The following is a 25,838-nucleotide window of genomic DNA, read 5'->3' as shown; positions in this document are numbered from 1 at the left end:
TCGCGGGCGGCTCCGCCGCCCGCCCACGTAACCTGCGGCGGTGACCACCTCCACCGCGCTGCTCCTCGCCGACCTCACCGGCGTGGCGGTGTTCGCCGCCTCCGGCGCCTCCGCGGCGGTGGCGAAACGACTCGACCTGTTCGGGGTGGTCTTCGTCGGTGTGGTCGCCGCCCTCGGCGGCGGCATCTTCCGCGACCTGGTGATCGACGAGGTCCCCCCGCTGGCGTTCGCCGACTGGCGGTACGCGGTCACCGCCGCCGTCACCGCCGCCGCGGTGTTCCGGCTGCACCCCCAGCTCGCCCGGCTGCGCACCACCGTGCTGGTGCTCGACGCGGCCGGCCTCGCCCTGTTCACCGTCACCGGCACGCTCAAGGCGCTCGACGCGCACGTGCCCGCCGTCGGCGCCTGCATGATCGGCATGCTCACCGCGATCGGCGGTGGGCTGGGCCGCGACCTGCTCACCGGCGAGATCCCGGTGGTGCTGCGTTCGGAGATCTACGCGGTCGCCGCGCTCGCCGGCTCGATCGTGGTGGCGCTGCTGTCGACCTACGGACACGCCACCGCACTGCCGCTGACCGGCGCGGCGGTCTTCGTGTTCGGGCTGCGCCTGATCGCGCTGCGGCGACGCTGGTCGGCGCCGGTGCCCACGATGCGCCCGCCCCGCACCGGGACCCGCTGGCCGTAGCCGGCGACCGTCGCGCACCGGGGTGGGCGGATGTGACCAGCGTGGCGTCGAGTGGGGCGGAACGCCCCCGCTGGTTATGCTGAGTCGGCCTTCGCGGCACCGGATGCGCGAGGGCCTTTTCATGGGCGGCGGCTCCCGTGGCCCCCGGTCGGGCCCGCCGCCGTCCGCGGCGGAGAGGAGCCACGCGTGCCACCGCGGATGCCCGCGCTCGACACGTTCCCGCCCCTGCGTGCCTGGCAACGCAAGGCGATGGTGGAATACCTGCGCCGGCGGGCCGAGGACTTCACCGCGGTCGCCACGCCCGGCGCCGGAAAGACCACCTTCGCGCTGCGGATCGCCGCCGAGCTGCTCGCCGACGGCACCGTCGAGGCGGTCACCGTGGTCGCGCCGACCGAGCACCTGAAGACCCAGTGGGCGCAGGCCGCGGCCCGGGTCGGCATCCAGCTCGACGCCGCGTTCCGCAACGCCGACCTGCACTCCGCCGCCGACTTCCACGGCGCCGTGGTCACCTACGCCCAGGTCGGCATGGCGCCGCAGGTGCACCGACGACGCACCATGACCCGGCGGACGCTGGTGATCCTCGACGAGATCCACCACGCCGGCGACGCGCGCACCTGGGGCGACGGCGTCAAGGCCGCGTTCGAGCCCGCGGTACGCCGACTGATGCTCACCGGCACGCCGTTCCGCTCCGACGACAACCCGATCCCGTTCATCAGCTACGAACGCGGCGGGGACGGGCTGCTGCGCTCCCGCGCCGACTCGGTCTACGGCTACTCCGACGCGCTGCGCGACGGGGTGGTCCGGCCGGTGCTGTTCCTGGCCTACTCGGGGGAGACCCGGTGGCGCACCAACGCCGGCGACGAGCTCGCCGCGCGGCTGGGCGAGCCGATGACGCAGGACCTGATCGCCCAGGCGTGGCGGACCGCGCTGGACCCGGCCGGCGACTGGATGCCGCAGGTGCTGCGCGCCGCCGATGCCCGGCTCAGCGTGCTGCGGGCCAACGGCATGCCCGACGCGGGCGGCCTGGTCATCGCCAGCGACCAGCAGGTGGCCCGCGCGTACGCGAAGCTGCTGGAGCAGGTGACCGGTGAGAAGGCCGCCGTGGTGCTCTCCGACGACCAGGGCGCCTCGGCGCGGATCGCGACGTTCGCGGCCTCCGAGCAGCGGTGGCTGGTCGCGGTGCGGATGGTCTCCGAGGGCGTGGACATCCCCCGGCTGGCCGTCGGCGTGTACGCGACCAGCGCCAGCACCCCGCTCTACTTCGCGCAGGCGATCGGCCGGTTCGTTCGGGCCCGCCGGTCCGGCGAGACCGCGTCGGTCTTCCTGCCCAGCGTGCCGCACCTGCTCGGGCTGGCCAGCGAGATGGAGGCCGAGCGGGACCACGTGCTCGGCAAGCCCAAGGACCGCGAGGGCTTCGAGGACGACCTGTTGGAGCGCGCCCAGCGCGACGACGGGGCCAGCGGCGAGTTGGAGAAGCGGTTCGCCGCGCTCTCCGCCACCGCCGAGCTGGACCAGGTGATCTTCGACGGCGCCTCGTTCGGCACCGCCGCCCAGGCCGGCACCCCGGAGGAGGAGGAATACCTCGGCCTGCCCGGGTTGCTCACCGCCGACCAGGTCTCGCTGCTGCTGACCAAGCGGCAGGCCGAGCAGCTCGCCGCGCAGAAGCGTCGAGCCGCCCTACGGACCGCTGAGCCGGCCGCTGCCGCCCCGGCGGCGGTGCCCCCACCGATGAGTGCGGCCCAGCGTCGGGTGGCGCTACGGCGGCAGCTGAACGCCCTGGTGGCCGCCCGGCACCACCGCACCGGCCAGCCGCACGGCAAGATCCACGCCGAGTTGCGCCGGATCTGCGGTGGCCCGCCCAGCGCCCAGGCCACGATCGAGCAGCTCGAGGAGCGCATCGCCACCGTGCAGACCCTGTAAGGAAGGGCCCCTTCCTAACGCCTCCGGTAGTGCAGGGGCCCCCTGTTAACACCTGGGCGCGCGGGTACGAAAAACCGACCGGAGGCGACCCGTGTGGGTGCCTCCGGTCGGTTATGTCGAGTTGCGGATTTCCTGTCGGACCTCAGTTCGCCATCAGATCGGCGCCACGCCAGCTGAACTCCGGGTCCGACGCGTAGCGCACGGTGATCTTCACGAGATCCTCCGCGTACTTGTTCGCGTGGTGCCCACAGAACACCAGCTCGCTCCCACCCGCCAGAGTGATCCGGAGCTTGCCGGCAGCATTGCAGCGGTCGCACCGTTCATCGGCGGCCGGGGGGCTCACCGTCTCGGGCGGCGGCGTGAGGGTCGGGGTCATCGCCTTCCTCCTCTGGTCGTCACCGATGAACACTCTCTTCGGTTGCTCACCTATCGTGCAACACCCATCTCGGGCCCTGCCTTCCCTGTGTGCCCGCGGGGGACCGAGGTCACACCTGGCGTGGAAGACAGTGTGCCGTGCACCAAGGGTGCCACGTCAACGATCACAAACAGGCAACCGACCGATCACCGATGAGTGTTCTACGGCTGGTGATCAAACCGGCACGACGAGTTGACGTGCGGTGGTCAGTCCAGGTAGTCGCGGAGCACCTGGGAACGCGAGGGGTGCCGCAACTTGGACATCGTCTTGGATTCGATCTGCCGGATGCGTTCCCGGGTCACGCCGTACACCTGGCCGATCTCGTCCAGGGTGCGCGGCTGACCGTCGGTCAGGCCGAACCGCAGGCGTACCACGCCCGCCTCGCGCTCGGACAGCGTCTGCAGGACCTGCTGGAGCTGGTCCTGCAGCAGCGAGAACGACACCGCGTCGACGGCCACGACGGCCTCGGAGTCCTCGATGAAGTCGCCGAGCTGGCTGTCACCCTCGTCACCGATGGTCTGGTCGAGCGAGATGGGCTCCCGGGCGTACTGCTGGATCTCCAGCACCTTCTCCGGTGTGATGTCCATCTCCTTGGCCAGCTCCTCCGGGGTGGGCTCGCGGCCCAGGTCCTGGAGCAGCTCGCGCTGGATCCGGCCGAGCTTGTTGATCACCTCGACCATGTGCACCGGGATGCGGATGGTGCGGGCCTGGTCGGCCATGGCGCGGGTGATGGCCTGGCGGATCCACCAGGTGGCGTACGTGGAGAACTTGTAGCCCTTGGTGTAGTCGAACTTCTCGACGGCGCGGATGAGGCCGAGGTTGCCCTCCTGGATCAGGTCGAGGAAGGCCATGCCGCGTCCGGTGTAGCGCTTGGCCAGCGAGACCACCAGGCGGAGGTTGGCCTCCAACAGGTGGTTCTTGGCCCGCTCACCGTCCCGGGAGATCCACATCAGGTCGCGCTGCAGGTCGCGGACCAGCTTCTCCTCGCCCTCGTCGGCGGCGCGCAGCCGCTCGGCGGCGTAGAGGCCGGCCTCGATCCGCTTGGCGAGCTCGACCTCCTGCTCGGCGTTGAGCAGCGGCACCTTGCCGATCTGCTTGAGGTAGGCACGGACCGAGTCGGCGGAGGCGGTCAGCTCGGCGTCCCGGCGCGCCTGCTTGAGCGCCTCGGACTCCTCGTCGTCCCACTCGAAGTCGTTGTCGGTGGCGGAGCTGGCGGCGTCGGCCTCGGCGGCCTGGGTCAGCTCGGCCGGCTCCTCGACCACGACGTCCTCGATCTCGGCGGCCAGCTCCTCCGGGTCGATCTCGCCCTCGGCGCCCTCGCCCTTGGCGCCGGCCTTGCCGGACTTCGCCGCGGCGGTCTTGGCGGCCACGGTGGCCTTGGTGGCCCGGGTCGCCTTGGTGGCCTTCGCCGGGGCGGCGGCCTTGGCGGCCACGTCGGCGGTGGTGCCGGCGGCCTTGCGCGCCGTCGCCTTCCGCGGGGCCGGCGCCGGGGACTCCTCGGCGGCGGGCGCCTGCTTCGGGGCGGGCGCGGCGGCCTTCTTGGTGGTCTTGGCGGTGGTCGCCCGGGAGGCCGGGGTGGCGGACCGGGCCGCGGCGACCCGCGGGCGGCGGGTGCTCGCCGAGCCGTCCACGACCACCGTCACGCCCGCCTCGGAGAGCGCACGGAGGATCTTCTTGGCCTGGGCCGGGGTCACCTCAGCGGACTCGACGGTGCGCGCGAGCTGGGCCGACGTGAGCTGGCCGCCGGCGCTCTGCGCGTGGGCGATCAGGGTGTCGGTGAGCGAGCGAACGTCGGCGCCGGTCTGGCGGGGTTCTGTCACGAATGACCTTCCGGAGGCGAAAGAGCGAGCACGGCCGGGTCGTCCGGCGCAGCACGAACGGCCGTGCCGGGCGAGTCGTTGAGGGACCCCCGTGTCCCGGGCCGTCCGGTCGGTGGCGGTCCGTGGCGCGTGGGCAGGGTGAATTGTAACGCCGTCTGCCGCGATCATCCTGCGCCGCACGGCGTACCGGTGGTCCGGGACCGCCGAATCAGTGCAGATGTGGACTTTGTAAGGATGATACCCACGCGCGATGCGGGCGGTCCCGATCGTGCGGGAAGGGGACGAACATGATCACCTCGGCGCCCACGCCGCGGGAGTTGCTCACGATCGCCGTCGAGGTGGCCCGCGACGCCGCCGCCACCGCGCACCGGATGCGGGCCGAGGGCGTGTCGGTGGCCGCGACCAAGAGCACGGTGACCGACGTGGTCACCGCCGCCGACCGCGCGGTCGAGCGGCAGGTGCTGGCGGCGCTGCGGGAGCGTCGCCCCGGCGACGCGGTGCTCGGCGAGGAGTACGGCACGGGGGACACCGGCCCGGCCGCCGAGGACGGCGTGCGTTGGATCGTCGACCCGATCGACGGCACCGTCAACTACCTCTACGGGCTGCCCTACTGCGCGGTCTCGCTCGCCGCCGAGGTGGCCGGCGAGGTCGTGGCCGGGGTGGTGCGCAACGTGGCCACCGGCGAGGAGTGGACCGCCACCGCCGGCGGCGGGGCCTGGCGGGACGGGGAGCGGCTGCGCTGCTCCGCCGAGACCGACCTGGGGCAGGCGCTGGTCGCCACCGGCTTCGGGTACGACGCCGGCCGCCGGGCGCACCAGGCCCGCGTGGTCGCCGAGCTGATCCCGCACGTGCGGGACATCCGCCGGATGGGCGCGGCCGCGCTCGATCTCTGCCTGGCCGCCGAGGGGCGGGTGGACGCCTACTACGAGAAGGGGCTCGCCGCCTGGGATCTCGCCGCCGGCGGGCTGGTCGCCCGCGAGGCCGGGCTGCTGGTGACCGGGCTGTCCGGTCGGGCGGCCGGGCCGGACCTGGTGCTCGCCGCGCCGCCGGCGCTGCACGGGCCGCTGCACACCCGCCTCGCCGACCTGGACGCCTCCGGCGGGCCGTGACCGGCACGCGCCCTCGTACGAGTCAGGGCGGCCTCCCGAACCGCGGAGGCCGCCCTGCGTCGTCGTCGGGTCGGGCCGGGTGACCGGCCCGCCGGTCACTTGTCGACCGGCATCGGGCACGTCTCCGGCGGCGCCTCGGGCGCGCCCAGGTCGCCGAGCGACTGGTTCACCTCGGTCGTGGTGGCCAACTGCTGGAAGCCGTTGCCCAGGACCACGTCGACGCTGTCGTCCTTGCGGTTCGGGTCGAACTTCCGCTCGGCCTCGTTGAGGAAGTACGCCCGCAGCAGGTGCGCCGAGCCCACGCCCTTGGGGCCGTAGCGCAGCATGGCCACGCCGTCGAACGCCTTCTTCTCGTTGCCGACCTTCTTGACCTGGAACTTGCGGTTGCGGAAGTCGTCCGCGACGAGGCCGGCCCGCCCGGCCTCGTCGGTGGCGTTGTAGACGTTGAGCTTCACGTCCTTCTGCTCCCGCAACCGCAGGTCGACCAGCTGCCAGCCGTCCGGGCACCCGCCGGCCGTGCCCGCGTTGCTCTGGGTGTCGCGCACCACCGCGACGACCACGATGACCAGGGCGATGACCGCCAGCAGTCCGACGACAACGAGTGCCCGCACTCGCGCAAAACTCATCCTGGGCGCTCCCCCGGACAGTGATTGGGTGGCGGCGGCCGCCGCGGTCGGGCCGCGTCTGTGGCCGTCCAGTACGCCGCTGAGGTTAACCCTTGTCCGGCTCCCGCGTGGAAACAGTCCGACATGCCGGCGCGCCACCGGGGGAACGGGTAGGACTACCCCTATCTTCGTGTCGCCTGAGTCACATTGGGAACAACTTCGGGCGCAGGGGCGTACATCTCTCCCGCGAGGGCGGTATACATGCCTCGCCCAAAGGGGGGTAAGGTTCCGCGCTCGCCGGGGGGTTCCGCTCCGGCGAGCCCGACCCAACGGTCGTCGGGTCGGGTGCCCGACACAGATGGTGGCCGGCCAGGGGAACCGAAACGGCGTCGTCCGGCGTTACAACCGGCAGCGACCATATCGATATTGGAGAGTGAAACCGATGGCCACCGACTACGACGCCCCGCGTCGCGACGAGGTCGACCTCGGCGAGGACAGCCTGGAAGAGCTCAAGGCCCGGCGGGTCGACTCACAGTCGGGCGCCGTGGACGTCGACGAGGCCGAGGTGGCCGAGAGCTTCGAGCTGCCCGGCGCCGATCTGGCCGACGAGGAGCTCACGGTCAAGGTCCTCCCGATGCAGCAGGACGAGTTCCGGTGCGCGCGCTGCTTCCTGGTCCACCACCGCAGCCAGCTGGCGGTCGAGCGCAACGGCGACCTGATCTGCCGCGAGTGCGTCTGATCCCGTCCGGGGAAACCGGCGGCGGCCCCGGTGCGGGGCCGCCGCTGTTCGAGCCGCCGTGCGCGGGTGGCCGGAAGCTGCTTGACTCGTAGCGGCGGCTGCCACGCCGCACGGAGCAGGAGGGCGGACGGGTGAGCGAGCGCAGCGAGCGTGCGGACGGGACCGACCGGACGCCGGCCCCGGAGCCGGGACCGGCGCCGACCACCCCGGACGCGGCCACCGCTCCGGCCGAGCCGGGCCGGGCGCCGTCCGGTGCGGACGGTGACGAGCTGGGCGCGACCGTCGCCGCCCTGACCGCCGACGACATCGCGCCGGCCCGACGCCGGCAACTGCTGGTCCGGATGGTCGGCCAGGCCCGGGCCCGCGGCATCACCGACCTGTTCAAGCCCAAGGCGGCGCTGCGCTGGATGACGGACACCGTCGCCGAGGTCGCCCCGCACGTGCCGATCCGGGACCTGGCCACGCTCCGGCGGCACTTCCCGGGGCTGGACGACGACGCGCTGGCCGACCGGCTGGTCCGCAACGCCTCCCGGGCCACCGCCGGGGTCGGCGCGGCCGGCGGCGGGGTCGCCGCGGTCGAGTGGGCGGTCACGCCCACGCTGCTCTCCGCCCCCGTCCTGCTGGCCGCCGAGACGGTAGCGGTGGTGGCGATCGAGCTGAAGCTGATCGGCGAGCTGCACGAGATCCACCGGATGCCGCTGCCCACCGGCGGCACCGCCCGCGCCGTGGCGCTGGTGCAGTCCTGGGCCGGGCAGCGGGGGATCAACCCGATGATGCCGGGCGTCGGGGTGAGCGCGGTGCTGGGCACCGCCGCCCGCCGCGAGCTGCGCGACAGCCTGCTGCGCCGGTTCGGTCGCAACCTCACCACGCTCGGGCCGTTCCTGACCGGCGCCGCGGTGGCCGGCTACCTCAACCGGCGGGCCACCCGCGCGCTCGGCGAGCAGCTCCGCAAGGATCTCCGGCACACCGCCCGCGGCCTGCCGCACAAGCGGGGCTGAGGGCCCGGCGGGAGACGACGGTCAGCCCGCGTCTCGGGCGGCCAGCAGGGCCGCCGCCAGCTCCACCGGACGCCGGGTGCTGACCACCCAGAACGGGGTCGGGTCCGCCGGGTCGTCCAGCACCACCTGGACCGCGCCGCCGACCCAGGGACGCTGGACCACGAAGGCGAGCGGGTCGGCGCCGACGCCGAGCACCTCGCGCCGGCCGGCCGCGTCCAGCGGCACCACGTCCGCGACGTGCCGCACCGGCAGGTGGGCGTCGTCGACCCGCAGCTCGCCGTCGCGCACCTCGACCCGGATCCGGCCCAGCCACCACAGGGCGGCCACCGTGCCGGGGATCAGCAGCACGAACGGCAGCCAGGCGCGGACCCCGGTCGCGCCCAGCCACAGCTCGGCGGCGAGCAGCCCGGCCACCGCCAGGCCGACCGGCCAGGCCCACCAGGGCAGCCCGAGGCGCTCCGCGTACGGCGCGGGGGTGGCCGTCGGGGCGGCCGGGGATGACGACTGACGCACACTGCGAGGGTACGGCGCGCGGCGGGTCGGCCAACCGGCAGGATGGCAGGGTCACCCCGCGAGGACCGGACGGAAGAGGATGACCGTGACAGACGTCGTACCCGTGCCCGTACGGCAGCTCGACCCGGAGCTGCCGCTGCCGGCGTACGCCCATCCCGGCGACGCCGGCGCGGACCTGGTGTCCGCCGTGGACGTGGAGCTGCCGCCCGGCGGCCGGGCCCTGGTGCCCACCGGCGTCGCGGTGGCGCTGCCCGAGGGGTACGTGGGACTGGTCCACCCCCGATCGGGGTTGGCCGCCAGGCTCGGCGTGACGGTGCTCAACGCGCCCGGTACGGTCGACGCCGGCTACCGGGGTGAGATCCTGGTCAACCTGATCAATCATGATCGGGACACGCCGGCCACGATCAGCCGGGGCGACCGGATCGCCCAGCTGGTGGTCCAGCGGGTCGCCCGGGCCGAGTTCCGGCCGGTGGCCGAGCTGCCCGGGTCGCGGCGCGGCACCGGTGGGCACGGATCCACCGGCGGGCACGCCGGCCTGGTTCCGGCTCCGGCCGGTGGGCAGGACGAAGAGGTGGCAGGGTGAGTGCGAACAGCGGAGGGTGGGCGCAGTGATCTTCTCCCGGAAGCGGGCCGACGAGACGCGTGACGACGCGGTCCTCGACGTCGAGGAGGCCGCCGGGCCGTCCCGCGGCCCGTACGACGTCAGCGAGGCGCCCGACGCGCCCCGGCTGGACCTGGGCAGCCTCCAGATCCCGGCGGTGCCGGACGTGGAGGTGCGGGTGCAGGCCGACCCGCAGGGGGTGATCCAGCAGGTGGTGCTGGTGCACGGGCAGAACGCGCTGCAGCTCGGCGTCTTCGCCGCGCCCCGGTCCGACGGCATCTGGGACGAGGTGCGCGAGGAGATCCGCCAGTCGCTGTTCAACGACGGCGCCGCGGCCCAGGAGGTCGAGGGCGAGTACGGCACCGAACTGCGGGCCCGGCTGCGCACCCCGGACGGCATGACCGACCTGCGGTTCGTCGGCATCGACGGGCCGCGCTGGATGGTCCGCGGCGTCTTCCAGGGCCAGGCGGCCACCGACCCGGCCGCCGCCGGCCCGCTGGCGGCCTGCCTGGACGGCCTGGTGGTCGACCGCGGGCAGGAGGCCAAGCCGGTGCGGGAGCCGCTGCCGCTGCGGCTGCCCCGCGAGGTCGCCGAGCAGCAGGCCGCCCAGGAGCAGGCCGCCGCCGGTCCGCAGGAGGTCTGACGCACCGTGCCGGGCCCGGTCCCGTCGGCCTCCGGGCCGGCGGCGCCGGGCCCGTCGCGTGCGCGCCCCCGCCGGTCCCGCCGGCGCGCCGGATCGGCGTACGCTGGCGGGACGGTTCCGCCGTCCGCGGAGCCCCGGCGTGGAGAGGGTGACGCGGAGGTCATGACGACCGACCAGGGCCGGGTGTCGCTGCGGCGGCTCCTGCAACGGCTCACCGCGAGCGAGGCCGAGATCGAGGCGCAGGAGCTGCGCCGGGAGAGCGCCGAGTCCGGCGGCACGCCGACCCACCAGTGCAACCGGGGCCAGGTGGTCTCGGTGGCCGGGCGGCTGCGCACGGTGGTCTACACGCCGCGCACCAACCTGCCCACGCTGGAGGCCGACCTCTACGACGGCAACGACGTGGTCACCCTGGTGTGGCTGGGCCGGCGGCACATCGCCGGGATCGAGCCGGGCCGGCACCTCACCGCCCGCGGCCGGGTGGCCGTGCGGGACGACCGCAAGGTGATCTACAACCCGTACTACGAGCTGGAGTCGCCGAAGTGACGACCGGACAGCAGCGCACCCCGTCGGGGCTCGACCCGCAGGACGACGAGCGGCTGCCCAGCATCGCCGAGCAGATGGCCGACCAGTTGGGCGGCTGGCGCGGCCTGGTCGAGTCGAGCATCCCGGTGGTGGTCTTCGTGATCGCCAACGTGGTGGGCGAGCTGCGTCCCGCGGTGATCGCCTCGGTCGCGGTGGCGCTGCTGATCGCCGTGCTCCGGCTGGTGCAGCGGCGGCCGGTGCGGCACGCGGTGAACGGGCTGTTCGGCGTCGGCATCGGCGCGGCCATCGCCTGGCGCACCGGCAACGAGCGCGACTTCTACCTGCCCGGCATCCTCTACGGCATCGGCTACGGGCTGGCGCTGCTGCTGTCGGCCGCGATCCGGCAGCCGCTGGTCGGCTGGATCTGGTCGGTGCTGGTGGCCAAGGGCCGCTCCGAGTGGCGCGACGACCCCAGGCTGGTGCGCACCTTCACCCAGCTCACCGTGCTCTGGGGCGTGGTGTGGCTGGCCAAGGTCGGCGTGCAGGCCGGGCTCTACCTGGCCCACCAGGACACCGCGCTCGGCGTGGCCCGGCTCGCCCTGGGTTACCCGCCGTACGCGCTGCTGCTCCTGATCACGGTCTGGGTGGTGCGTCGGGTCACCCGGGAGGGCGCCCCCGCCCCGCTGCCCGGCGCCTGAGGGTCCCCCCGCCCGTCAGGGGCGTCCGCGGTGCCGCTCGGTGCTCTCCGGGCCCAGGATGACGCCGCGCACCTCGTCCTCCACCTCCGCCGTGCACACGAAGACCAGCTCGTCGCCGGCCTCGATCGGGTCGTCCGGGGTGGGCACCAGCACCCGCTTGCCGCGCAGGATCGCCACCAGCGCCGCGTCCCGGGGAAGCGGCACCGCGTGGATCGGCTGCCCGACGTAGGGCGCGGTCGGCGGCAGCGTGATCTCGACCAGGTTCGCCTCGCCCTGCCGGAACGTCATCAGCCGGACCAGGTCGCCGACGGTGACCGCCTCCTCGACCAGCGCCGCCATCACCCGCGGCTTGCTGACCGCGACGTCCACGCCCCACTGGTCCGTGAAGAGCCACTCGTTCTCCGCCCGGTTGACCCGGGCGACCACGCGGGGCACCGCGAACTCGGTCTTGGCCAGCAGCGAGACCACCAGGTTGACCTTGTCGTCGCCGGTGGCCGCCACCACCACGTCGCAGCCGGCCACGTTGGCCTCCTCGAGGCTGGCCAGCTCGCACGCGTCGGCGAGCACCCAGTCGGCGGCCGGGACCCGGTCCGGCCGCAGCATCTTGGGCTGCCGCTCGATCAGCATCACCTGGTGGCCGTTGTCGATCAGCTCCTGGGCGATCGAGCGGCCCACGTTGCCGGCGCCGGCGATGGCGATCCGCATGGCTCAGTGCCCCCCTTCCGGCGGCGTCGCCGCCACCGACGTGACCGACGCGGTGATGTCGTCGGTCACCAGCATGAAGACCTGGTCGCCCTCCTGCACCACGGTGGAGGCGGTGGGCAGGGTGCCGATCCCGAACCGGGTCAGGTAGGCCACCCGGGCGCCGACGGCCTCCTCCAGCTGCCGCAGCGACCGGCCGATCCAGTCCTTGTGCACCGGCACCTCGATGATCGACACGGTGCTGGTCGGGTCGCGGAAGATCTCCACGTTGCCCTCGGGGACCAGGTGCCGCAGCATCCGGTCGGCGGTCCACCGGACCGTCGCCACGGTGGGGATGCCGAGGCGCTCGTAGACCTGGGCGCGGCGCTGGTCGTAGATCCGGGCCGCGACCCGGGAGACGCCGAACGTCTCGCGGGCCAGCCGGGCCGAGATGATGTTGGAGTTGTCGCCGCTGGAGACCGCGGCGAACGCGTCGGCCCGCTCGATGCCGGCCTGACGCAGCACCTCGCCGTCGAAGCCGGCGCCGGTGACCGTGATGCCCGCGAAGTCCGGCCCGAGCCGGCGGAACGCGTCCGCGTCCTGGTCGATCACCGCCACCGAGTGCCCCCGGGACTCCAGGCTGTGTGCCAGGGTCGACCCGACCCGGCCGCAGCCCATGATCACGACATGCACGGTGTCCGCTCCTCCCACGGTGCCGCCCGCCGACCCGTCGTCTGCGAGCCTGCCACGTCCCCGCCCGCGACGGGGCACCGAACCGTACCGCGCGGTCGCGCGCGGGGGTGATCAGCCACCCCACCGTCCCGAGCCGGGTGGCCGTACGCTTGGCGGTTGTGGCCCGACCCACCTCGCTGCTGAAGCGACTCCTCCTCGGTCGACCGTTCCGGTCCGACCGCCTGCAGCACACCCTGCTGCCGAAGCGCATCGCGCTGCCGGTCTTCGCCTCCGACGCGCTCTCCAGCGTGGCGTACGCGCCGGACGAGATCCTGCTGACGCTCTCCATCGCGGGCGCGTCGGCGTTCTTCTTCTCGCCGTGGATCGCGCTGGCCGTCGTCGTGGTGATGCTCACCGTGGTGGCGAGCTACCGGCAGAACGTGCACGCGTACCCCTCCGGCGGCGGCGACTACGAGGTGGCCACCGTCAACCTCGGGCCGCGCGCCGGCCTCGCGGTGGCCAGCGCGCTGCTCGTCGACTACGTGCTCACGGTCGCCGTGTCGGTCTCCTCCGGCGTGGCCAACCTCGGCTCGGTGGTGCCGTTCGTGGCCACCCACAAGGTGCTCATCGCGGTCAGCGCGGTCGTGCTGCTCACCGCGATGAACCTGCGCGGCCTGCGCGAGTCGGGCACCGCGTTCGCCATCCCCACCTACGGCTTCGTCATCGTCATCGGCGGCATGCTGCTGACCGGGTTCGTGCGGATCTTCGTGCTCGGCGACGACCTGCAAGCCCCCAGCGCCGGCCTGGAGATCCACGCCGAGCACAGCGTGACCGGCTTCGCGCTGATCTTCCTGCTGCTGCGCACGTTCTCCTCCGGCTGCGCCGCGCTCACCGGCGTCGAGGCCATCTCCAACGGCGTACCGGCGTTCAAGTCGCCCAAGTCCAAGAACGCGGCGACCACGCTGCTGCTGCTCGGCACCATCGCGGTCAGCATGCTGGTCGGCATCATCCTGCTGGCCCGCCGGACCGGCCTGCAGTTCGTCGAGGACCCGACCACGCAGATCGTCGGCGGCCCGGCCGGGTACGTGCAGAAGACGGTCACCGCGCAGCTCGGCGAGACCGTGTTCGGCAGCGGCTCGGTGCTGCTCTACGTGGTCGCCGGCATGACCGCGCTGATCCTGTTCCTGGCCGCCAACACCGCGTTCAACGGTTTCCCGGTGCTCGGCTCGATCCTCGCCCAGGACCGCTACCTGCCGCGCCAGCTGCACACCCGGGGCGACCGGCTGGCGTTCTCCAACGGCATCGTCTTCCTCGCCGTCTTCGCGGTGGTGCTGATCGTCGGCTTCCAGGCCGAGGTGACCCGGCTCATCCAGCTCTACATCGTCGGCGTCTTCGTCTCGTTCACGCTCTCCCAGGCCGGCATGATCCGGCACTGGAACCGGCACCTGCGCACCGAGCGCGACCCGGAGGCCCGGCGGCGGATGATCCGCTCCCGGGCGATCAACACGTTCGGCATGGCCATGACCGGCATCGTGCTGATCATCGTGCTGGTCACGAAGTTCCTGCTCGGCGCGTGGATCGCGATCGTCGCCATGGCGGTGATGTACGTGGTCATGCTCGCCATCCGCCGGCACTACGACCGGGTCGCGGCCGAGCTGGAGCCGACCGAGCAGCGGGCCGTGCTGCCCGCCCGCAACCACGCCATCGTGCTGGTCAGCAAGCTGCACCAGCCGACCCTGCGGGCCGTCGCGTACGCCCGGGCGACGCGACCGGACACGCTGACCGCGGTGACCGTCAACGTGGACGAGAAGGACACCCGGGACCTCCAGGCCGACTGGGAGCGCCGGGAGCTGCCGGTGCCGCTGACCGTGATCGACTCCCCGTACCGGGAGATCACCCGGCCGATCCTCAACTTCGTCGCCTCGGTCCGCCGCGAGTCGCCCCGCGACGTGGTCACCGTCTTCATCCCCGAGTACGTGGTCGGGCGCTGGTGGGAGAACCTGCTGCACAACCAGAGCGCGCTGCGGCTCAAGGGCCGGCTGCTGTTCGAGCCGGGCGTGATGGTGACCAGCGTGCCCTGGCAGCTCGCCTCCACCGCCAGCAAGAACCTGGACCGCCTCGACGCCACGCTCAGCCGCGGTCCGGCCCGCGGCCCCCGGGTGGCGCCGCAGAGCACGCTGCCGCCGCCGGTCGGCACCACGGCCCCCGAGCAGGAGGGCCGACAGTGAGCCGGTGTCGCGAGCCCCGCAGTCGCGAACGAAGGAGGACGCCGTGAGCGCCGCGCCGGAACGCCCCGGGCTGGAGGAGGCCGAGCGGGTCGAGCTGACCGTCGACGCGGTCGCGCCGGGCGGGCACTGCGTGGCCCGGGTCGGCGGCCAGGTGGTCTTCGTCCGGCACGCGCTGCCCGGCGAGCGGGTGGTGGCCGAGGTGACCGAGCTGCACCGCGGCTTCGCCCGCGCTGACGCGGTGGAGATCCTCGACGCCTCCCCGGACCGGGTCGTCCCGCCCTGCCCGTACGCCCGGCCCGGCGCGTGCGGCGGCTGCGACCTCCAGCACGTCGCCCCGGCGGCCCAGCTCGACTGGAAGGTCGCCGTGGTGCGCGAGCAGCTCACCCGGCTGGGTCGGCTCACCGACGCCGAGGTGGACGCGCTCGGCGTCCGGGTCGAGGCGCTGCCCGGCGGGCCGCTGGGCTGGCGCTCCCGGGTCCGCTACGCGGTCGACGCGACCGGCCGGGCCGGGCTGCTCAAGCACCGCTCGCACGAGGTGGTGCCGATCGACAGGTGCCTGATCGCCCACCCGGCGATCCAGGAACTGCCGGTGCTGCCGTCCACCGGGGCGCGCTGGCCGGACGCCGACGCGGTGGAGACGGTCGCCAGCACCGGCGGGGACGTCGCCGTGGTCGCGTACGCCGAGGGGGTCGCCACGGCGGTGAGCGGGCCGGAGCGGGTCCGGGAGACGGCGGCCGGGCGGCCCTTCACGCTGCCCGCCTCCGGCTTCTGGCAGGTGCACCCGGCGGCGGCCGACGCCCTGGTCGGCGCCGTGCTCGACCTGCTCGACCCGCGTCCGGGCGAGAGCGCCTGGGACCTGTACGGCGGGGCCGGGCTGTTCGCCGCCGCGCTCGCCGGCCGGGTCGACGGGGCCCGGGTGACGGTGGTCGAGTCGGCGCCCGACGGGGTGGCCGCCGCCCGCACCAACCTGGCCGACCTGCCCGCCGTCGAGGTCGTCGCGGCCCGGGTCGAGACCGCGCTGGCCCGGCGCCGGATCACCGGCCCGGTCGACCTGGTGGTGCTCGACCCGCCGCGCTCCGGCGCGGGCGCCCCGGTGGTGCGCGGCGTGGTGGCCGCCGGGCCGCGCGCGGTCGCGTACGTGGCCTGCGACCCGGCCGCCTTCGCCCGGGACGTGCGCACGTTCGCCGAGGCGGGTTGGCGGCTGGCCGCGCTGCGCGGGTTCGACCTGTTCCCGAACACCCAGCACGTCGAGCTGGTCGGCCTGTTCCTGCCCCCGGCGCGTTAAGCGGGGGCCCTTCCTCTACCGAATCCGTTAAAAGGGGGCCCTTCCTTGCGCATCGTCGGGCTGATGTCGGGCACCTCGTACGACGGGGTGGACGTGGCGGCGGGCGAGTTCACCCTCGACGGGGACACGTTGCGCCTGCGTCCGCTCGGGCACCGCGAGCTGGCCTACCCGGACGACCTGCGGGCGCAGATCGGCGCGCTGCTGCCGCCGGCCGCGACCACGATCGAGGCGGTGTGCCGGCTGGACAACCGGCTCGGTGAGGTGTTCGCCGAGGCGGCTGCCGTCGGCATCGAGCTGGCCGGGGGCGCCGTCGACGCGGTCGTCTCGCACGGCCAGACCGTCTTCCACTGGGTCGAGGCGGGCCGGGTGCGCGGCACCCTCCAGCTCGGCGCGCCGGCCCGGGTCGCCGCCCGGGTGGGCGTACCCGTGCTGCACGACCTGCGCTCGGCGGACGTGGCGGCCGGCGGGCAGGGGGCGCCGCTGGTCCCGGCGTTCGACGCGCTGCTGCTCGACGGGAGCGCCGGGGCCCGCGCGGCGCTGAACCTGGGCGGCATCGCGAACCTCACCGTGGTCGCGCCCGGGGCGCCGGTCCTCGGGTACGACGTGGGCCCGGCCAACGCGCTGCTGGACGCCGCTGCCCGCCGCTTCCTCGACCGCCCCTGCGACATCGACGGGGCGCGGGCCGCCGCCGGCCGGGCGCACCCGGCGCTGCTGGCCCGGCTGCTCGCCGAGCCCTACTACGCCGCGTCGCCGCCCAAGTCGACGGGCAAGGAGCTGTTCCACGGCGGCTACCTGGACGCCGCGCTGGCCGCCCTGGGCGAGCCGGTGGCCGCCGACGACGTGCTGGCCACGCTCACCGAGCTGACCGCCCGGACGGTCGCCGACGCCTGCGACCGGCACGGGGTGACCGAGGTGGTCGCCGCCGGCGGGGGAGTGCGCAATCCCACACTCCGGGCCCGGCTGGCCGCGCTGGGCGCCGGGCGGTGGCGGCTGCGCACCACCGACGAGCTGGGCGTGCCGGCCCAGGCCAAGGAGGCGTACGCGTTCGCGCTGCTGGGGTGGCTGAGCTGGCACGGGCTGCCCGGCGCGGTCCCGTCGGTCACCGGCGCCTCCCGGGCCGCCGTGCTCGGCTCCTGGACCCCCGCCGGCCCGCCGTTCGGGGTGGCCCGGGCGACGCCGCCGCGCCGGCTGGTGGTCGCCGCCTGATCCACGGCTCGGCTGCGGACTGTGGCGCGGCCGATAGACTCTCCGGTCATGAGTGTTGAAGAGGGCACGGCCAACCACGGTCGGCTGCTGGGCACCGTCCGCGGCCCGCAGGACGTGAAGCGGATGACCGCCGAGCAGCTGGACATCCTCGCCGCCGAGATCCGTGACTTCCTGATCGCGAAGGTCTCCCGCACCGGCGGGCACATCGGTCCGAACCTCGGTGTGGTCGAGCTGACCCTGGCGATGCACCGGGTCTTCGACTCCCCGCGCGACCGGCTCCTCTTCGACACCGGTCACCAGGCGTACGTACACAAGATCCTCACCGGCCGGCAGGAGGGCTTCGACAAGCTCCGCCAGCGCGGTGGCCTCTCCGGCTACCCCAGCCAGGCGGAGAGCGAGCACGACCTGATCGAGAACTCGCACGCCTCCACCGCCCTGTCCTACGCCGACGGCCTGGCCAAGGCGTACGCGCTGCGCGGCGAGAAGCGGGCCGTGGTGGCCGTGGTCGGCGACGGCGCGCTCACCGGCGGCATGTGCTGGGAGGCGCTGAACAACATCGCCACCGCCGGCAACCCGCTGGTCATCGTGGTCAACGACAACGGCCGGTCCTACTCGCCGACCATCGGCGGCCTCGCCGACCACCTGTCGTCGCTGCGGCTCAACCCCGGCTACGAGAAGGTGCTCGACACGGTCAAGGACGCGCTGGGCAACACCCCGTTCGTCGGCAAGCCGATGTTCGAGGTGCTGCACGCGGTCAAGAAGGGCATCAAGGACGCGGTCGCCCCGCAGGCGATGTTCGAGGACCTGGGCATCAAGTACGTCGGCCCGGTCGACGGCCACGACGTGCCGGCGGTCGAGGCGGCGCTGCGCGCGGCGAAGAACTTCGGCGGCCCGGTGATCGTGCACGCGGTCACCCGCAAGGGCTACGGCTACCGTCCGGCCGAGGACGACGAGGCGGACTGCCTGCACGGCCCCGGCGGCGCCTTCGACGTCGAGACCGGCCAGCTGGTCGCCGCGCCGTCGGTGAAGTGGACCCACGTCTTCGCCAACGAGCTGGTGAGCATCGCCGACGAGCGTCCGGACGTGGTCGGCATCACCGCCGCCATGGCCGAGCCCACCGGCATCGCCACGCTGGCCCGCAAGTACCCGGAGCGGGTCTACGACGTGGGCATCGCCGAGCAGCACGCCGCCACCTCCGCCGCCGGCCTGGCCATGGGCGGCCTGCACCCGGTGGTCGCGGTCTACGCCACCTTCCTCAACCGGGCCTTCGACCAGGTCCTGCTGGACGTGGCCATGCACAAGCTGCCGGTCACGTTCGTGCTGGACCGGGCCGGCATCACCGGCCCCGACGGGCCGAGCCACTACGGCGTCTGGGACATGTCGGTCTTCGGCGTGGTGCCCGGCCTGCGCATCGCCGCGCCCCGCGACTCGGCCACGCTGCGCGAGGAGCTGCGCGAGGCGATCGCCGTGGACGACGGCCCGACCATCCTGCGCTTCCCGACCGGCACCGTCGCCGCCGACCTGCCGGCCGTGCGTCGGGTCGGCCCGGTTGACGTGCTGGCCGAGTCGGCGCGTACCGACGTGCTGCTGGTCGCGGTCGGCTCCTTCGGCGCCCTGGGCATGGAGGTCGCCAGCCGGGTCGCCGAGCAGGGCTACGGCGTCACCGTGGTCGACCCGCGCTGGGTCCGCCCGGTCCCGGCCGAGCTGGTCGAGCTGGCCGCCGGGCACCGCCTCGTGGTCACCGTCGAGGACGGCGTCCGGGTCGGTGGCGTCGGCTCCGCGCTGGCCCAGGCGATGCGTGACGCCGACGTCCGGGTGCCGGTCAAGGACCTGGGCGTACCGGCCGACTGGCACCCGCACGGCACCCGCGCGCAGATCCTGGCCGACCTGCGGCTGACCGCGCAGGACGTGGCGCGTGACGTCACCGGCTGGATCTCCGGCCTGGACGCCGCGCCGGTCGACCCGGCCACCGACGGGGCCGCGGCGCAGAACTGATCCGGATACGGTGCTCGGGCGGTCCCGCTTCCCGCGGGGCCGCCCGAGCGCCGTTCCGGGGCTTCCCGGGGCCGTCTGCCTGAATGGGGTGTGCCGTGGACGTGCGTGAGGCCGCGCCGGCCGACCTGGACGACATCGTCGACCTGCACACCCGGGCCCGCGTCGCCTACTACGGCGCGGGCGGGCTGCCCACCGGGGAGATCGTCAACCCGGAGCTGGCCCGGGAACAGCGGGACGGCTGGACGGCGGCCATCGCCGCGCCGCACAAGCACGTCCGCTGCGCCGTGGTCGACGGGCGGGTGGTCGGTCTGCTGGCCATGGGCCCGCCGCACTCGTCCGAGGTGGACGCCGCGCAGCTCTACCAGATCCACGTCGACCCGGACTGTTGGGGCCGTGGCGTCGGCAGCACGTTGCACGGGCTCTTCCTGCGTCACCTGGAGGCCGAGGGGCTGGCGGTGGGGGTGCTGGAGGTGTGGGAGCGCAACACCCGGGCCCGCGCCTTCTACACCCGGCACGGCTGGCGCCCCGACGGCACCACCCGTCCCGGCCCCGCCGACGCCCCCTACCTGGGCATGCGCCTCCACCGCCCCTGACCCCGCCTCGAGGCACGGTGGGGGCGGGCGGTGCGGGTGGCGTAGGTGCGCAGGGCCCGGAGGAAGTCCACCTCACGGAAGCCGGGCCAGTACACGTCGCAGAAGTACAGCTCCGAGTGGACGGCCTGCCAGAGCAGGAAGCCGGACATCCGCCGTTCCCCGCTGGTCCGGATGACGAGGTCGGGGGCCGGTCGGTCGCCGGTGTAGAGGTGCGCGCCGATGGCGTCGGCGGTGAGGCGGTCCGCCACGTCGGTGAGGGTGGCCCCGGCCTCCGCCTCGTGGTGCAGCAGGCGCCGGACCGCGTCGGCGATCTCGGTACGACCGTCGTAGCCGATCGCGACGGTCAGGTCGAAGCCGCCGGCCCGGTCCCGGGTGTCGTCCTCGGCCAGCTTCAACGCGTACCGGGTCGAGTCGGGCAGGACGTCGGTCCGGCCGGCCACGTGCAGCCGCCACGGGCTGTCCGGTCGCCGCAGCGGCTCGGCGATGACCTCCTCGACCAACCGCATCAGGTGCGCCACCTCGGCGGAGCCGCGCTTGCGTACGTTGTCGACCGAGGCGACGAACAGGGTGATCTGCCGGATGCCCAGCTCGGCGCACCAGCCGGCCACCTCGTGCAGGTGCGCCGCGCCGTACCGGTGGCCCACCGAGGGATCGTCGAACCCCATCTGCCGCGCCCAGCGACGGTTGCCGTCCATCACCATCGCGACGTGCCGGGGCAGCGTCGCGTCGACGAGTCCGGCCCGTAGGCGACGGGCGTAGAGCCGACGGATCATCTCGACCATGGCGTCTCCTCCGACGCGGGCGCGCGGTTGCTCGCCGTCAGCGGGGGGCGGACAGGGAGCGGTACCAGGTCTTCTCGGTGCCGGCCAGGCTGAACGTCTGCTTGGCGTCGGTCTGCTCGACCACCACCAGGCCGGGCCGGTCGACCAGGCGGGTGGTGCCGGGCGGGGCGGCGAACGACGCGTCCCGGGTACGCCAGGTCAGCACCGCGAGCGGCTGCCCGGGCACCGGCAGGTGGTAGGCCTGCAGCGTGGTGGACCGGTCGGCGGGGGAGACCACCGGGGTGCCGCCGCCGGCCGGGCGGTAGACCACCGCGGTCATGGTGCCGGTGGCCGTCTCCCAGCTGAGCTGCTCCAGGTCGCCCGGCTCCCCACCGCCCAGGGCCACCTCGCCCAGCGACCGGGTCGCGATCTTCGCCATCGGCCAGGACTCGGGCGCCGAACGGGGCGCCTCGCGGTCGCCGAGGCGGCGGGGGAGGCTGCCGAACGGGCCCCGCTCACCGGCCAGCGCGCAGGTGTCCAGCCCGGCGAGGGCCCGCTTGCCGGCGCCGCTCTCGTCGCGCACCAGCGGGTAGCGGGGCGCCTCGGTGGCCGTACCCAGGTCGAGGACGCGGTCCGCGGCCCGGCCGCGCGGCAGCGACGGGGTGGGCCGCAGCGTCGCGGTCAGCTCGACGGCCCGGCAGGCCGGCACGGCGACCGGTTCGGTCACGCCGTCGGCGCCGCCCAGCACCCGGCCGTCGGGGCCGAGCAGGCGTTCGACCCGGGCGGAGGTGAGGTAGCGGCGGCCCTCGGGCTGGCGCACCGGCAGCACGTCGGAGTAGACCAGGTAGCCGGGGTCGGTGTACTCGGTGGCGTGCGCAACCCGCCAGCGCTGCCCGTCCCGGTCGAGTTGCAGCAGCCAGGAGGCGGCCTCGCCGGGCACGTCCGCGGCGACCAGCGCCAGCGCGGAACCGGCGACCTGGCCGGAGAAGAGGATGCCGGAGGAGGGCACGTGCACCCGGTCGTCCACCGGGGACCGCCAGTCCCGCACCGCCTCGGTGATCCCGGCGGTGGCGGCGGCGTCGCGGGCCAGGCTGCCGCGCGGCGGCCAGACCGCCAGCGTGCCGTCCAGGCTGTCGTAGCCGACCCGCAGGTCCTTCGGCTGCCGGTCGGCGACCGGTCCGCAACCGACCGTGACCAGCAGCAGCGCGGCCAGCGCGGTGCCCGTCGTAGCGCCTCGGCGGGCTGAAACCACCCTGATCCCCTCGCCGGTCGTCGGTCGGAAGCCCACATGGTACGAGACGACCGGTCGCCCGGCCGAGCCCGGCTCACCCGTTCGTCGCGGAACGTGACGCGCGATTCGTGCGCCAATATCCGGCTCCGGTAGACTCCGCCGACTGTGACGCCTGCCGAGACCCGCGGCGCCTCGACGCCGGCCGCCGACGCCCCGACGGGACCCCGCTCCGTCACCCTCGACCGGCCTCCGGTCACCCGGCCCGACTCGCCGGCCCCGGCCGACCCGTCGGCCCCCGCCGATGCGCCGCCCCCCGCCGACCCGGCGGACGGGGCCGCGCCCGCCGCGCGTCGCCGGTGGCGGTGGCGCTGGACGCGCCGCCGGATCGACCTCGTCGTGTACGGCGGTTTCCTGCTCGCCGCGATCTGGGTGACCAGCGGCATCTGGGCCGACCCCGCTGGCCGGGTGGCCGCGCTCTACAGCAGCGACCCGGCGCAGGTGCAGTTCTTCCTCGCCCACTCGGTGCGGGTGGTGCTGCACGGCGAGTTCCCGTTCTTCACCGAGCAGTTCAACTACCCCGACGGGGTCAACCTGATGGCGAACACCGCCATCCTGGCGCTCGGCATCCCGATGGTGCCGGTGACCCTCCTGTTCGGACCGGCGGTCTCCTTCGTCACGCTGGTCACGCTCGGCCTGGCCGGCACCGCCGCCGCCTGGTACCGGGTGCTCTCCCGGCACCTGGTGCGCCACCGGCCGGCCGCCGCCGTCGGCGCCTGGTTCTGCGGGTTCTCACCGGCCATGCTGTCGCACGCCAACTGGCACCCGAACATCATCAGCCAGTTCCTGCTGCCGTTCATCGTCTGGCGGGTGCTGGTGCTGACCCGGTCGACCCGCCCGGTCCGCGACGGCGCGCTGCTCGCGCTCCTGGTCACCGCGCAGGCGTTCATCAACGAGGAGATCCTGCTCTTCACCGCCATGGCGCTGGGCGTGTTCCTGCTCGCCGTGCTGGCGCAGCAGCGTGCGCGGTGGGCCGCCGCGTGGCGGCCGCTCGGCGCCGGACTCGCGGTCTGCGCGCTGCTCGCCGGCGCGCTGCTGGCGTACCCGCTCTGGGTGCAGTTCGCCGGGCCGATGGCGTACCACGGGCTCAGCGACACGGTGCGTGACTACGGCAACGACATCGCCGCGTTCTTCGCCCCCGGCTCGCCCACCTTCGGCGGCAACGAGCGGGCCAACGTCAACCTCGCCCCGAACTACTCGGAGGAGAACGCCTTCTTCGGCTGGAGCCTGTCGCTGCTCGCCGTGGGCATCGTGGTCTGGCTGCGCCGGGACGTGGTGGTCCGGGCGCTGGCCGCGACCGGGCTGTTCTTCGCCGTGCTCTCGCTCGGCGAGCGGATCTCCTGGTGGGACCGGGAGCTGGTCACCGGGCCGTGGGAGCTGCTGGTGCGGCTGCCGCTGCTGGACGCCGTGGTGCCGACCCGGTTCGGCATGATCACCGGCGTGACGGTCGCGGTGCTGCTCGCGTACGCGGTGCGCAGCGCCTGGGTGCTGCGGGGCGTGGACCGGCGCACCGCCCGCACGCTGACCGCCGCCGGCCTGGTCTTCGCGCTGCTGCCGATCGCGCCGATGCCGCTGCGGGTCACCACCCGACCGCCGGTGCCGGAGTTCATCACCGCCGACCGGTGGCGGCAGTACGTCGGGCCGGACCAGACGTTGGTCTCCGTGCCGGTGCCGGCGATGGGCAACACCGACCCGATGCGCTGGGCGGCCAGCACCGACCTCGACTTCAAGATCCCCGGCGGCTACTTCCTCGCCCCGCGCAACGGCGTCACCGGCGACCCGGGCCGCTTCGGCGGCCGGCCCAGCGGCATCGGGGAGATGCTGGAGGAGGTGGCGTCCACCGGGCGTACGCCGAAGCTCGACGACCGGCAGCGCCGCCGCTTCCTCGACGAGCTGCGGCACTGGAACGCGGCGGTGGTGGTGCTGCCGCTGAACGAGCAGAACGCCGAGCCGCTGCGCCGGACCGTGGAGCAGCTGGTCGGCCCCGGCCGGCAGGAGCTGGACGTGTGGTTGTGGGACGTCCGGACACTGACCAGCCGCTCCGTCTGACCGCGGCGGACCGCTCCGGCCGCCCGCCCCGGCGCCGGTGGCGGCCCCGCCCGGTCGACGCGCTCGTGGTGGCCGGCTACCTCGGCCTGGCCGTGCTGCTCACCACCGACCAGTGGCGCCGGCCGGAACGGCTGTTCCACCAGGCCGGCGACCAGATGCTGTTCGAGTGGATGCTGGCCCGGGCGGCCCGCGCGGTGACCGGCGGGGAGAACCCGCTGTGGAGCGCAGCGCTGAACGCCCCGGACGGCGTGAACCTGATGGCGAACACCTCGGTGCTCGGGCTGGGCGTGCCGCTCACCCCGGTCACCGTGGCGTTCGGCTCCCAGGTGGCGTTCCTCGTCGCGGTGACGCTCAGCCTCGCCGGCACGGCCGCCGCCTGGTACGCGCTGCTCGCCCGCCGGCTGGTCCGCTCCCGGGCCGCCGCCGCGGTGGGCGGCCTGGTCTGCGGCTTCGCCCCCGGCATGGTGGCCCAGGCCGGCGCGCACCTGCACATGGCCGCCCAGTTCCTGGTGCCGGTGATCCTGGCGCTGGTGTTCCGGCCGGCCACCGACCGGGTCCGCCGCGACGGCGTGCTGCTCGGGCTGGCGGTCGCCTACCAGGTCTTCCTCGGCGAGGAGCTGCTGGTGTTCCTGGCCCTCGCGGCCGGGGTGCTCGCCGGGGCGTACGCGCTGGCCGACCGGGCCGCCGCCCGCCGGCTGGTCCCGGTGGTGGCCCGCCGGCTGGGCATCGGCGCGCTGGTCGCCGGCGTGCTGCTGGCGTACCCGCTGTGGTTCCAGTTCTTCGGGCCGGGCCACTACAGCGGGATGCCGTTCCACACCCTGGGGTACCGGCTGGACCTGGCCTCGTTCACCGCGACCGCGCGACAGACCGTCGCCGGGGACGCCCACCGCGCCGGGCTGCTGTCGCCGAACCCGACCGAGCAGAACTCGTTCTTCGGGCCGTTCCTGCCGCTGCTGGCGCTGCTCGTGGTGGTGCGGCTGTGGCGCCGGCCGCTGGTGCGCGCGCTCGCCGCGTGCGGGCTGCTGTTCGCGCTGCTGTCGCTCGGCGCGAGCGTGGTGCTGAACCGGCACGACACCGGGGTGCCCGGCCCCTACCGCCTGCTCGCCGGGGTGCCGCTGCTCGACCTGGTGGTGCCGGCGCGGTTCGCCCTGGTGTGCGTACCGGTGTGCGGGGTGCTGCTGGCGTTGGCCGTGGACCGGGTCCGGCGCTCCGGCACGCGCGCCTGGGCGCCGTGGGCCGGCGCGGTCGCCGCCGCGCTGCTGCCGCTCACCCCGACGCCGATCCGCACGGTGCCGGTGACGCCGGTGCCGGCCGTGGTGTCCGGCGGCGGCTGGCAGGCGTACGTCCCGCCGGGCCGGACGTTGGTGCCGGTGCCGCCGGTGACCGGGGCGGCGGTCAGCCCGGCCATGTTCTGGTCGGCGCGCACCGGGCTGGCGTTCGACGCGCCCGGCGGCTACTTCATCGGTCCGCGCTCGGCGACCGACCCGACCGCCCGCTGGGGCGCGCCGGACCGACCCACCTCGCTGCTGCTGCGCCGGGCCGCCGAGACCGGCCAGGTGCCGCCGGTCGGCGACGTGGAGCGCCGGCAGGCGGTCGAGGACCTGCGGCACTGGCGGGCGGCGGCGCTGGTGCAGGCCGACTCGTCGCCGACCGACCCGGTGCGCGCCACCGTGGACGCCCTGGTCGGCCCGGGCCGGGACGTGCCCGGCGGGCACCTGTGGGACGTCCGCCCCCTGCTCGGCTGACGCACCCGGTGCAAGGAGGGGCCCCCTCTTAACGCGCCTGTGTTAAGAGGGGGCCCTTCCTCTACCG

General features: G+C 74.4%; 24 protein-coding genes. 16 read left to right on the top strand and 8 right to left on the bottom strand.

The window, feature by feature from the left end; all coding sequences use genetic code 11:
* Positions 1-40 precede the first annotated feature (40 nt).
* Together CO540_RS11245 and CO540_RS11240 are read left to right on the top strand one after the other, a co-directional pair.
* On the top strand, positions 41-685 hold the full coding sequence (locus CO540_RS11245) for a trimeric intracellular cation channel family protein (RefSeq protein WP_099161989.1): 645 nt from the start codon (positions 41-43) through the stop codon (positions 683-685).
* A 198-nt stretch (positions 686-883) separates the two neighbouring features.
* Positions 884-2,605, top strand: coding sequence for a DEAD/DEAH box helicase (locus CO540_RS11240; RefSeq protein ID WP_098745846.1), 1,722 nt, complete (start codon positions 884-886; stop codon positions 2,603-2,605).
* A 142-nt stretch (positions 2,606-2,747) separates the two neighbouring features.
* On the opposite strand, the gene CO540_RS11235 is transcribed toward CO540_RS11240, so the two are convergent.
* Positions 2,748-2,981: a hypothetical protein gene (locus CO540_RS11235; protein ID WP_013284786.1), complete on the bottom strand. Its 234-nt coding sequence runs from the start codon at positions 2,979-2,981 to the stop codon at positions 2,748-2,750.
* Positions 2,982-3,226: 245 nt separating this feature from the next.
* Entirely contained in the window at positions 3,227-4,840 is a 1,614-nt protein-coding gene (locus CO540_RS11230) for an RNA polymerase sigma factor (protein WP_091579563.1), read from the bottom strand.
* A 287-nt stretch (positions 4,841-5,127) separates the two neighbouring features.
* Here CO540_RS11230 and CO540_RS11225 point away from each other — a divergent pair, with 287 nt between their 5' ends.
* Positions 5,128-5,949, top strand: a complete 822-nt coding sequence (locus tag CO540_RS11225; RefSeq protein WP_098745843.1) for an inositol monophosphatase family protein — start codon at positions 5,128-5,130, stop codon at positions 5,947-5,949.
* Positions 5,950-6,044: 95 nt separating this feature from the next.
* Here the strand turns inward: CO540_RS11225 and CO540_RS11220 are convergent, their stop codons facing one another.
* A complete protein-coding gene (locus tag CO540_RS11220; RefSeq protein WP_172968013.1) occupies positions 6,045-6,560 on the bottom strand; it encodes a LytR C-terminal domain-containing protein in 516 nt (171 codons plus the stop codon).
* A gap of 436 nt (positions 6,561-6,996) precedes the next feature.
* On the opposite strand from CO540_RS11220, the gene CO540_RS11215 reads away from it, so the two are divergent.
* Both CO540_RS11215 and CO540_RS11210 read left to right on the top strand, forming a co-directional pair.
* Entirely contained in the window at positions 6,997-7,293 is a 297-nt protein-coding gene (locus tag CO540_RS11215; RefSeq protein ID WP_013284790.1) for a DUF4193 domain-containing protein, read from the top strand.
* 269 nt (positions 7,294-7,562) lie between these two features.
* Entirely contained in the window at positions 7,563-8,291 is a 729-nt protein-coding gene (locus CO540_RS11210; RefSeq protein ID WP_172968012.1) for a hypothetical protein, read from the top strand.
* Between the two features lie 21 nt (positions 8,292-8,312).
* On the opposite strand, the gene CO540_RS11205 is transcribed toward CO540_RS11210, so the two are convergent.
* Entirely contained in the window at positions 8,313-8,804 is a 492-nt protein-coding gene (locus CO540_RS11205; RefSeq protein WP_099161987.1) for a DUF3093 domain-containing protein, read from the bottom strand.
* Between the two features lie 85 nt (positions 8,805-8,889).
* Here CO540_RS11205 and dut point away from each other — a divergent pair, with 85 nt between their 5' ends.
* The 4 genes from dut (at position 8,890) to CO540_RS11185 (ending at position 11,268) form a co-directional block, all read left to right on the top strand.
* Positions 8,890-9,387 (top strand): dUTP diphosphatase, encoded by a 498-nt coding sequence (dut, locus tag CO540_RS11200; RefSeq protein WP_172968011.1) that lies wholly within the window; start codon positions 8,890-8,892, stop codon positions 9,385-9,387.
* Positions 9,388-9,412: 25 nt separating this feature from the next.
* The gene (locus CO540_RS11195) at positions 9,413-10,048 is read left to right on the top strand and encodes a DUF3710 domain-containing protein (protein ID WP_099164709.1); all 636 of its coding nucleotides are present in this window, start codon (positions 9,413-9,415) and stop codon (positions 10,046-10,048) included.
* Positions 10,049-10,210: 162 nt separating this feature from the next.
* Positions 10,211-10,591 carry an OB-fold nucleic acid binding domain-containing protein gene (locus tag CO540_RS11190; protein WP_091579534.1) on the top strand — a complete coding sequence of 127 codons (381 nt, stop codon included), beginning with the start codon at positions 10,211-10,213 and terminating at the stop codon, positions 10,589-10,591.
* Positions 10,588-11,268, top strand: coding sequence for a DUF3159 domain-containing protein (locus tag CO540_RS11185; protein ID WP_099161986.1), 681 nt, complete (start codon positions 10,588-10,590; stop codon positions 11,266-11,268). Before CO540_RS11190 ends, CO540_RS11185 begins: the two co-directional genes overlap by 4 nt.
* A 15-nt stretch (positions 11,269-11,283) precedes the next feature.
* On the opposite strand, the gene CO540_RS11180 is transcribed toward CO540_RS11185, so the two are convergent.
* Both CO540_RS11180 and CO540_RS11175 read right to left on the bottom strand, forming a co-directional pair.
* Positions 11,284-11,973 (bottom strand): TrkA family potassium uptake protein, encoded by a 690-nt coding sequence (locus CO540_RS11180; RefSeq protein ID WP_091579526.1) that lies wholly within the window; start codon positions 11,971-11,973, stop codon positions 11,284-11,286.
* Between the two features lie 3 nt (positions 11,974-11,976).
* A complete protein-coding gene (locus CO540_RS11175) occupies positions 11,977-12,642 on the bottom strand; it encodes a TrkA family potassium uptake protein (RefSeq protein ID WP_091579521.1) in 666 nt (221 codons plus the stop codon).
* A 158-nt stretch (positions 12,643-12,800) separates the two neighbouring features.
* Between CO540_RS11175 and CO540_RS11170 the strand changes: the two genes are divergently transcribed.
* From CO540_RS11170 to CO540_RS11150, 5 genes are all read left to right on the top strand, one after another.
* Positions 12,801-14,849, top strand: a complete 2,049-nt coding sequence (locus tag CO540_RS11170; protein WP_099161985.1) for an APC family permease — start codon at positions 12,801-12,803, stop codon at positions 14,847-14,849.
* A gap of 43 nt (positions 14,850-14,892) precedes the next feature.
* Positions 14,893-16,134, top strand: coding sequence for a class I SAM-dependent RNA methyltransferase (locus tag CO540_RS11165; protein ID WP_253866620.1), 1,242 nt, complete (start codon positions 14,893-14,895; stop codon positions 16,132-16,134).
* A gap of 63 nt (positions 16,135-16,197) precedes the next feature.
* Positions 16,198-17,340 carry an anhydro-N-acetylmuramic acid kinase gene (locus CO540_RS11160; protein ID WP_253866618.1) on the top strand — a complete coding sequence of 381 codons (1,143 nt, stop codon included), beginning with the start codon at positions 16,198-16,200 and terminating at the stop codon, positions 17,338-17,340.
* A 48-nt stretch (positions 17,341-17,388) separates the two neighbouring features.
* Positions 17,389-19,335, top strand: a complete 1,947-nt coding sequence (dxs, locus tag CO540_RS11155; protein ID WP_099161983.1) for a 1-deoxy-D-xylulose-5-phosphate synthase — start codon at positions 17,389-17,391, stop codon at positions 19,333-19,335.
* Between the two features lie 95 nt (positions 19,336-19,430).
* Positions 19,431-19,928 (top strand): GNAT family N-acetyltransferase, encoded by a 498-nt coding sequence (locus tag CO540_RS11150; RefSeq protein ID WP_253866616.1) that lies wholly within the window; start codon positions 19,431-19,433, stop codon positions 19,926-19,928.
* Here the strand turns inward: CO540_RS11150 and uppS are convergent.
* Positions 19,898-20,710 (bottom strand): polyprenyl diphosphate synthase, encoded by an 813-nt coding sequence (gene uppS, locus CO540_RS11145; protein WP_099161981.1) that lies wholly within the window; start codon positions 20,708-20,710, stop codon positions 19,898-19,900. The genes CO540_RS11150 and uppS overlap by 31 nt on opposite strands.
* A gap of 37 nt (positions 20,711-20,747) precedes the next feature.
* Positions 20,748-21,941 (bottom strand): hypothetical protein, encoded by a 1,194-nt coding sequence (locus CO540_RS11140; RefSeq protein WP_099164707.1) that lies wholly within the window; start codon positions 21,939-21,941, stop codon positions 20,748-20,750.
* Positions 21,942-22,085: 144 nt separating this feature from the next.
* Between CO540_RS11140 and CO540_RS11135 the strand changes: the two genes are divergently transcribed.
* Together CO540_RS11135 and CO540_RS11130 are read left to right on the top strand one after the other, a co-directional pair.
* A complete protein-coding gene (locus tag CO540_RS11135) occupies positions 22,086-24,026 on the top strand; it encodes a hypothetical protein (protein WP_099161980.1) in 1,941 nt (646 codons plus the stop codon).
* On the top strand, positions 23,984-25,771 hold the full coding sequence (locus tag CO540_RS11130) for a hypothetical protein (protein WP_099161979.1): 1,788 nt from the start codon (positions 23,984-23,986) through the stop codon (positions 25,769-25,771). Before CO540_RS11135 ends, CO540_RS11130 begins: the two co-directional genes overlap by 43 nt.
* The last annotated feature ends 67 nt before the right edge of the window (positions 25,772-25,838 follow it).

This window comes from Micromonospora sp. WMMA2032 (assembly GCF_002688545.1).
In the GTDB taxonomy this organism is placed as follows: Bacteria; Actinomycetota; Actinomycetes; order Mycobacteriales; family Micromonosporaceae; genus Micromonospora; species Micromonospora sediminicola.
This window is presented reverse-complemented; position numbering and strand designations above follow the sequence as displayed.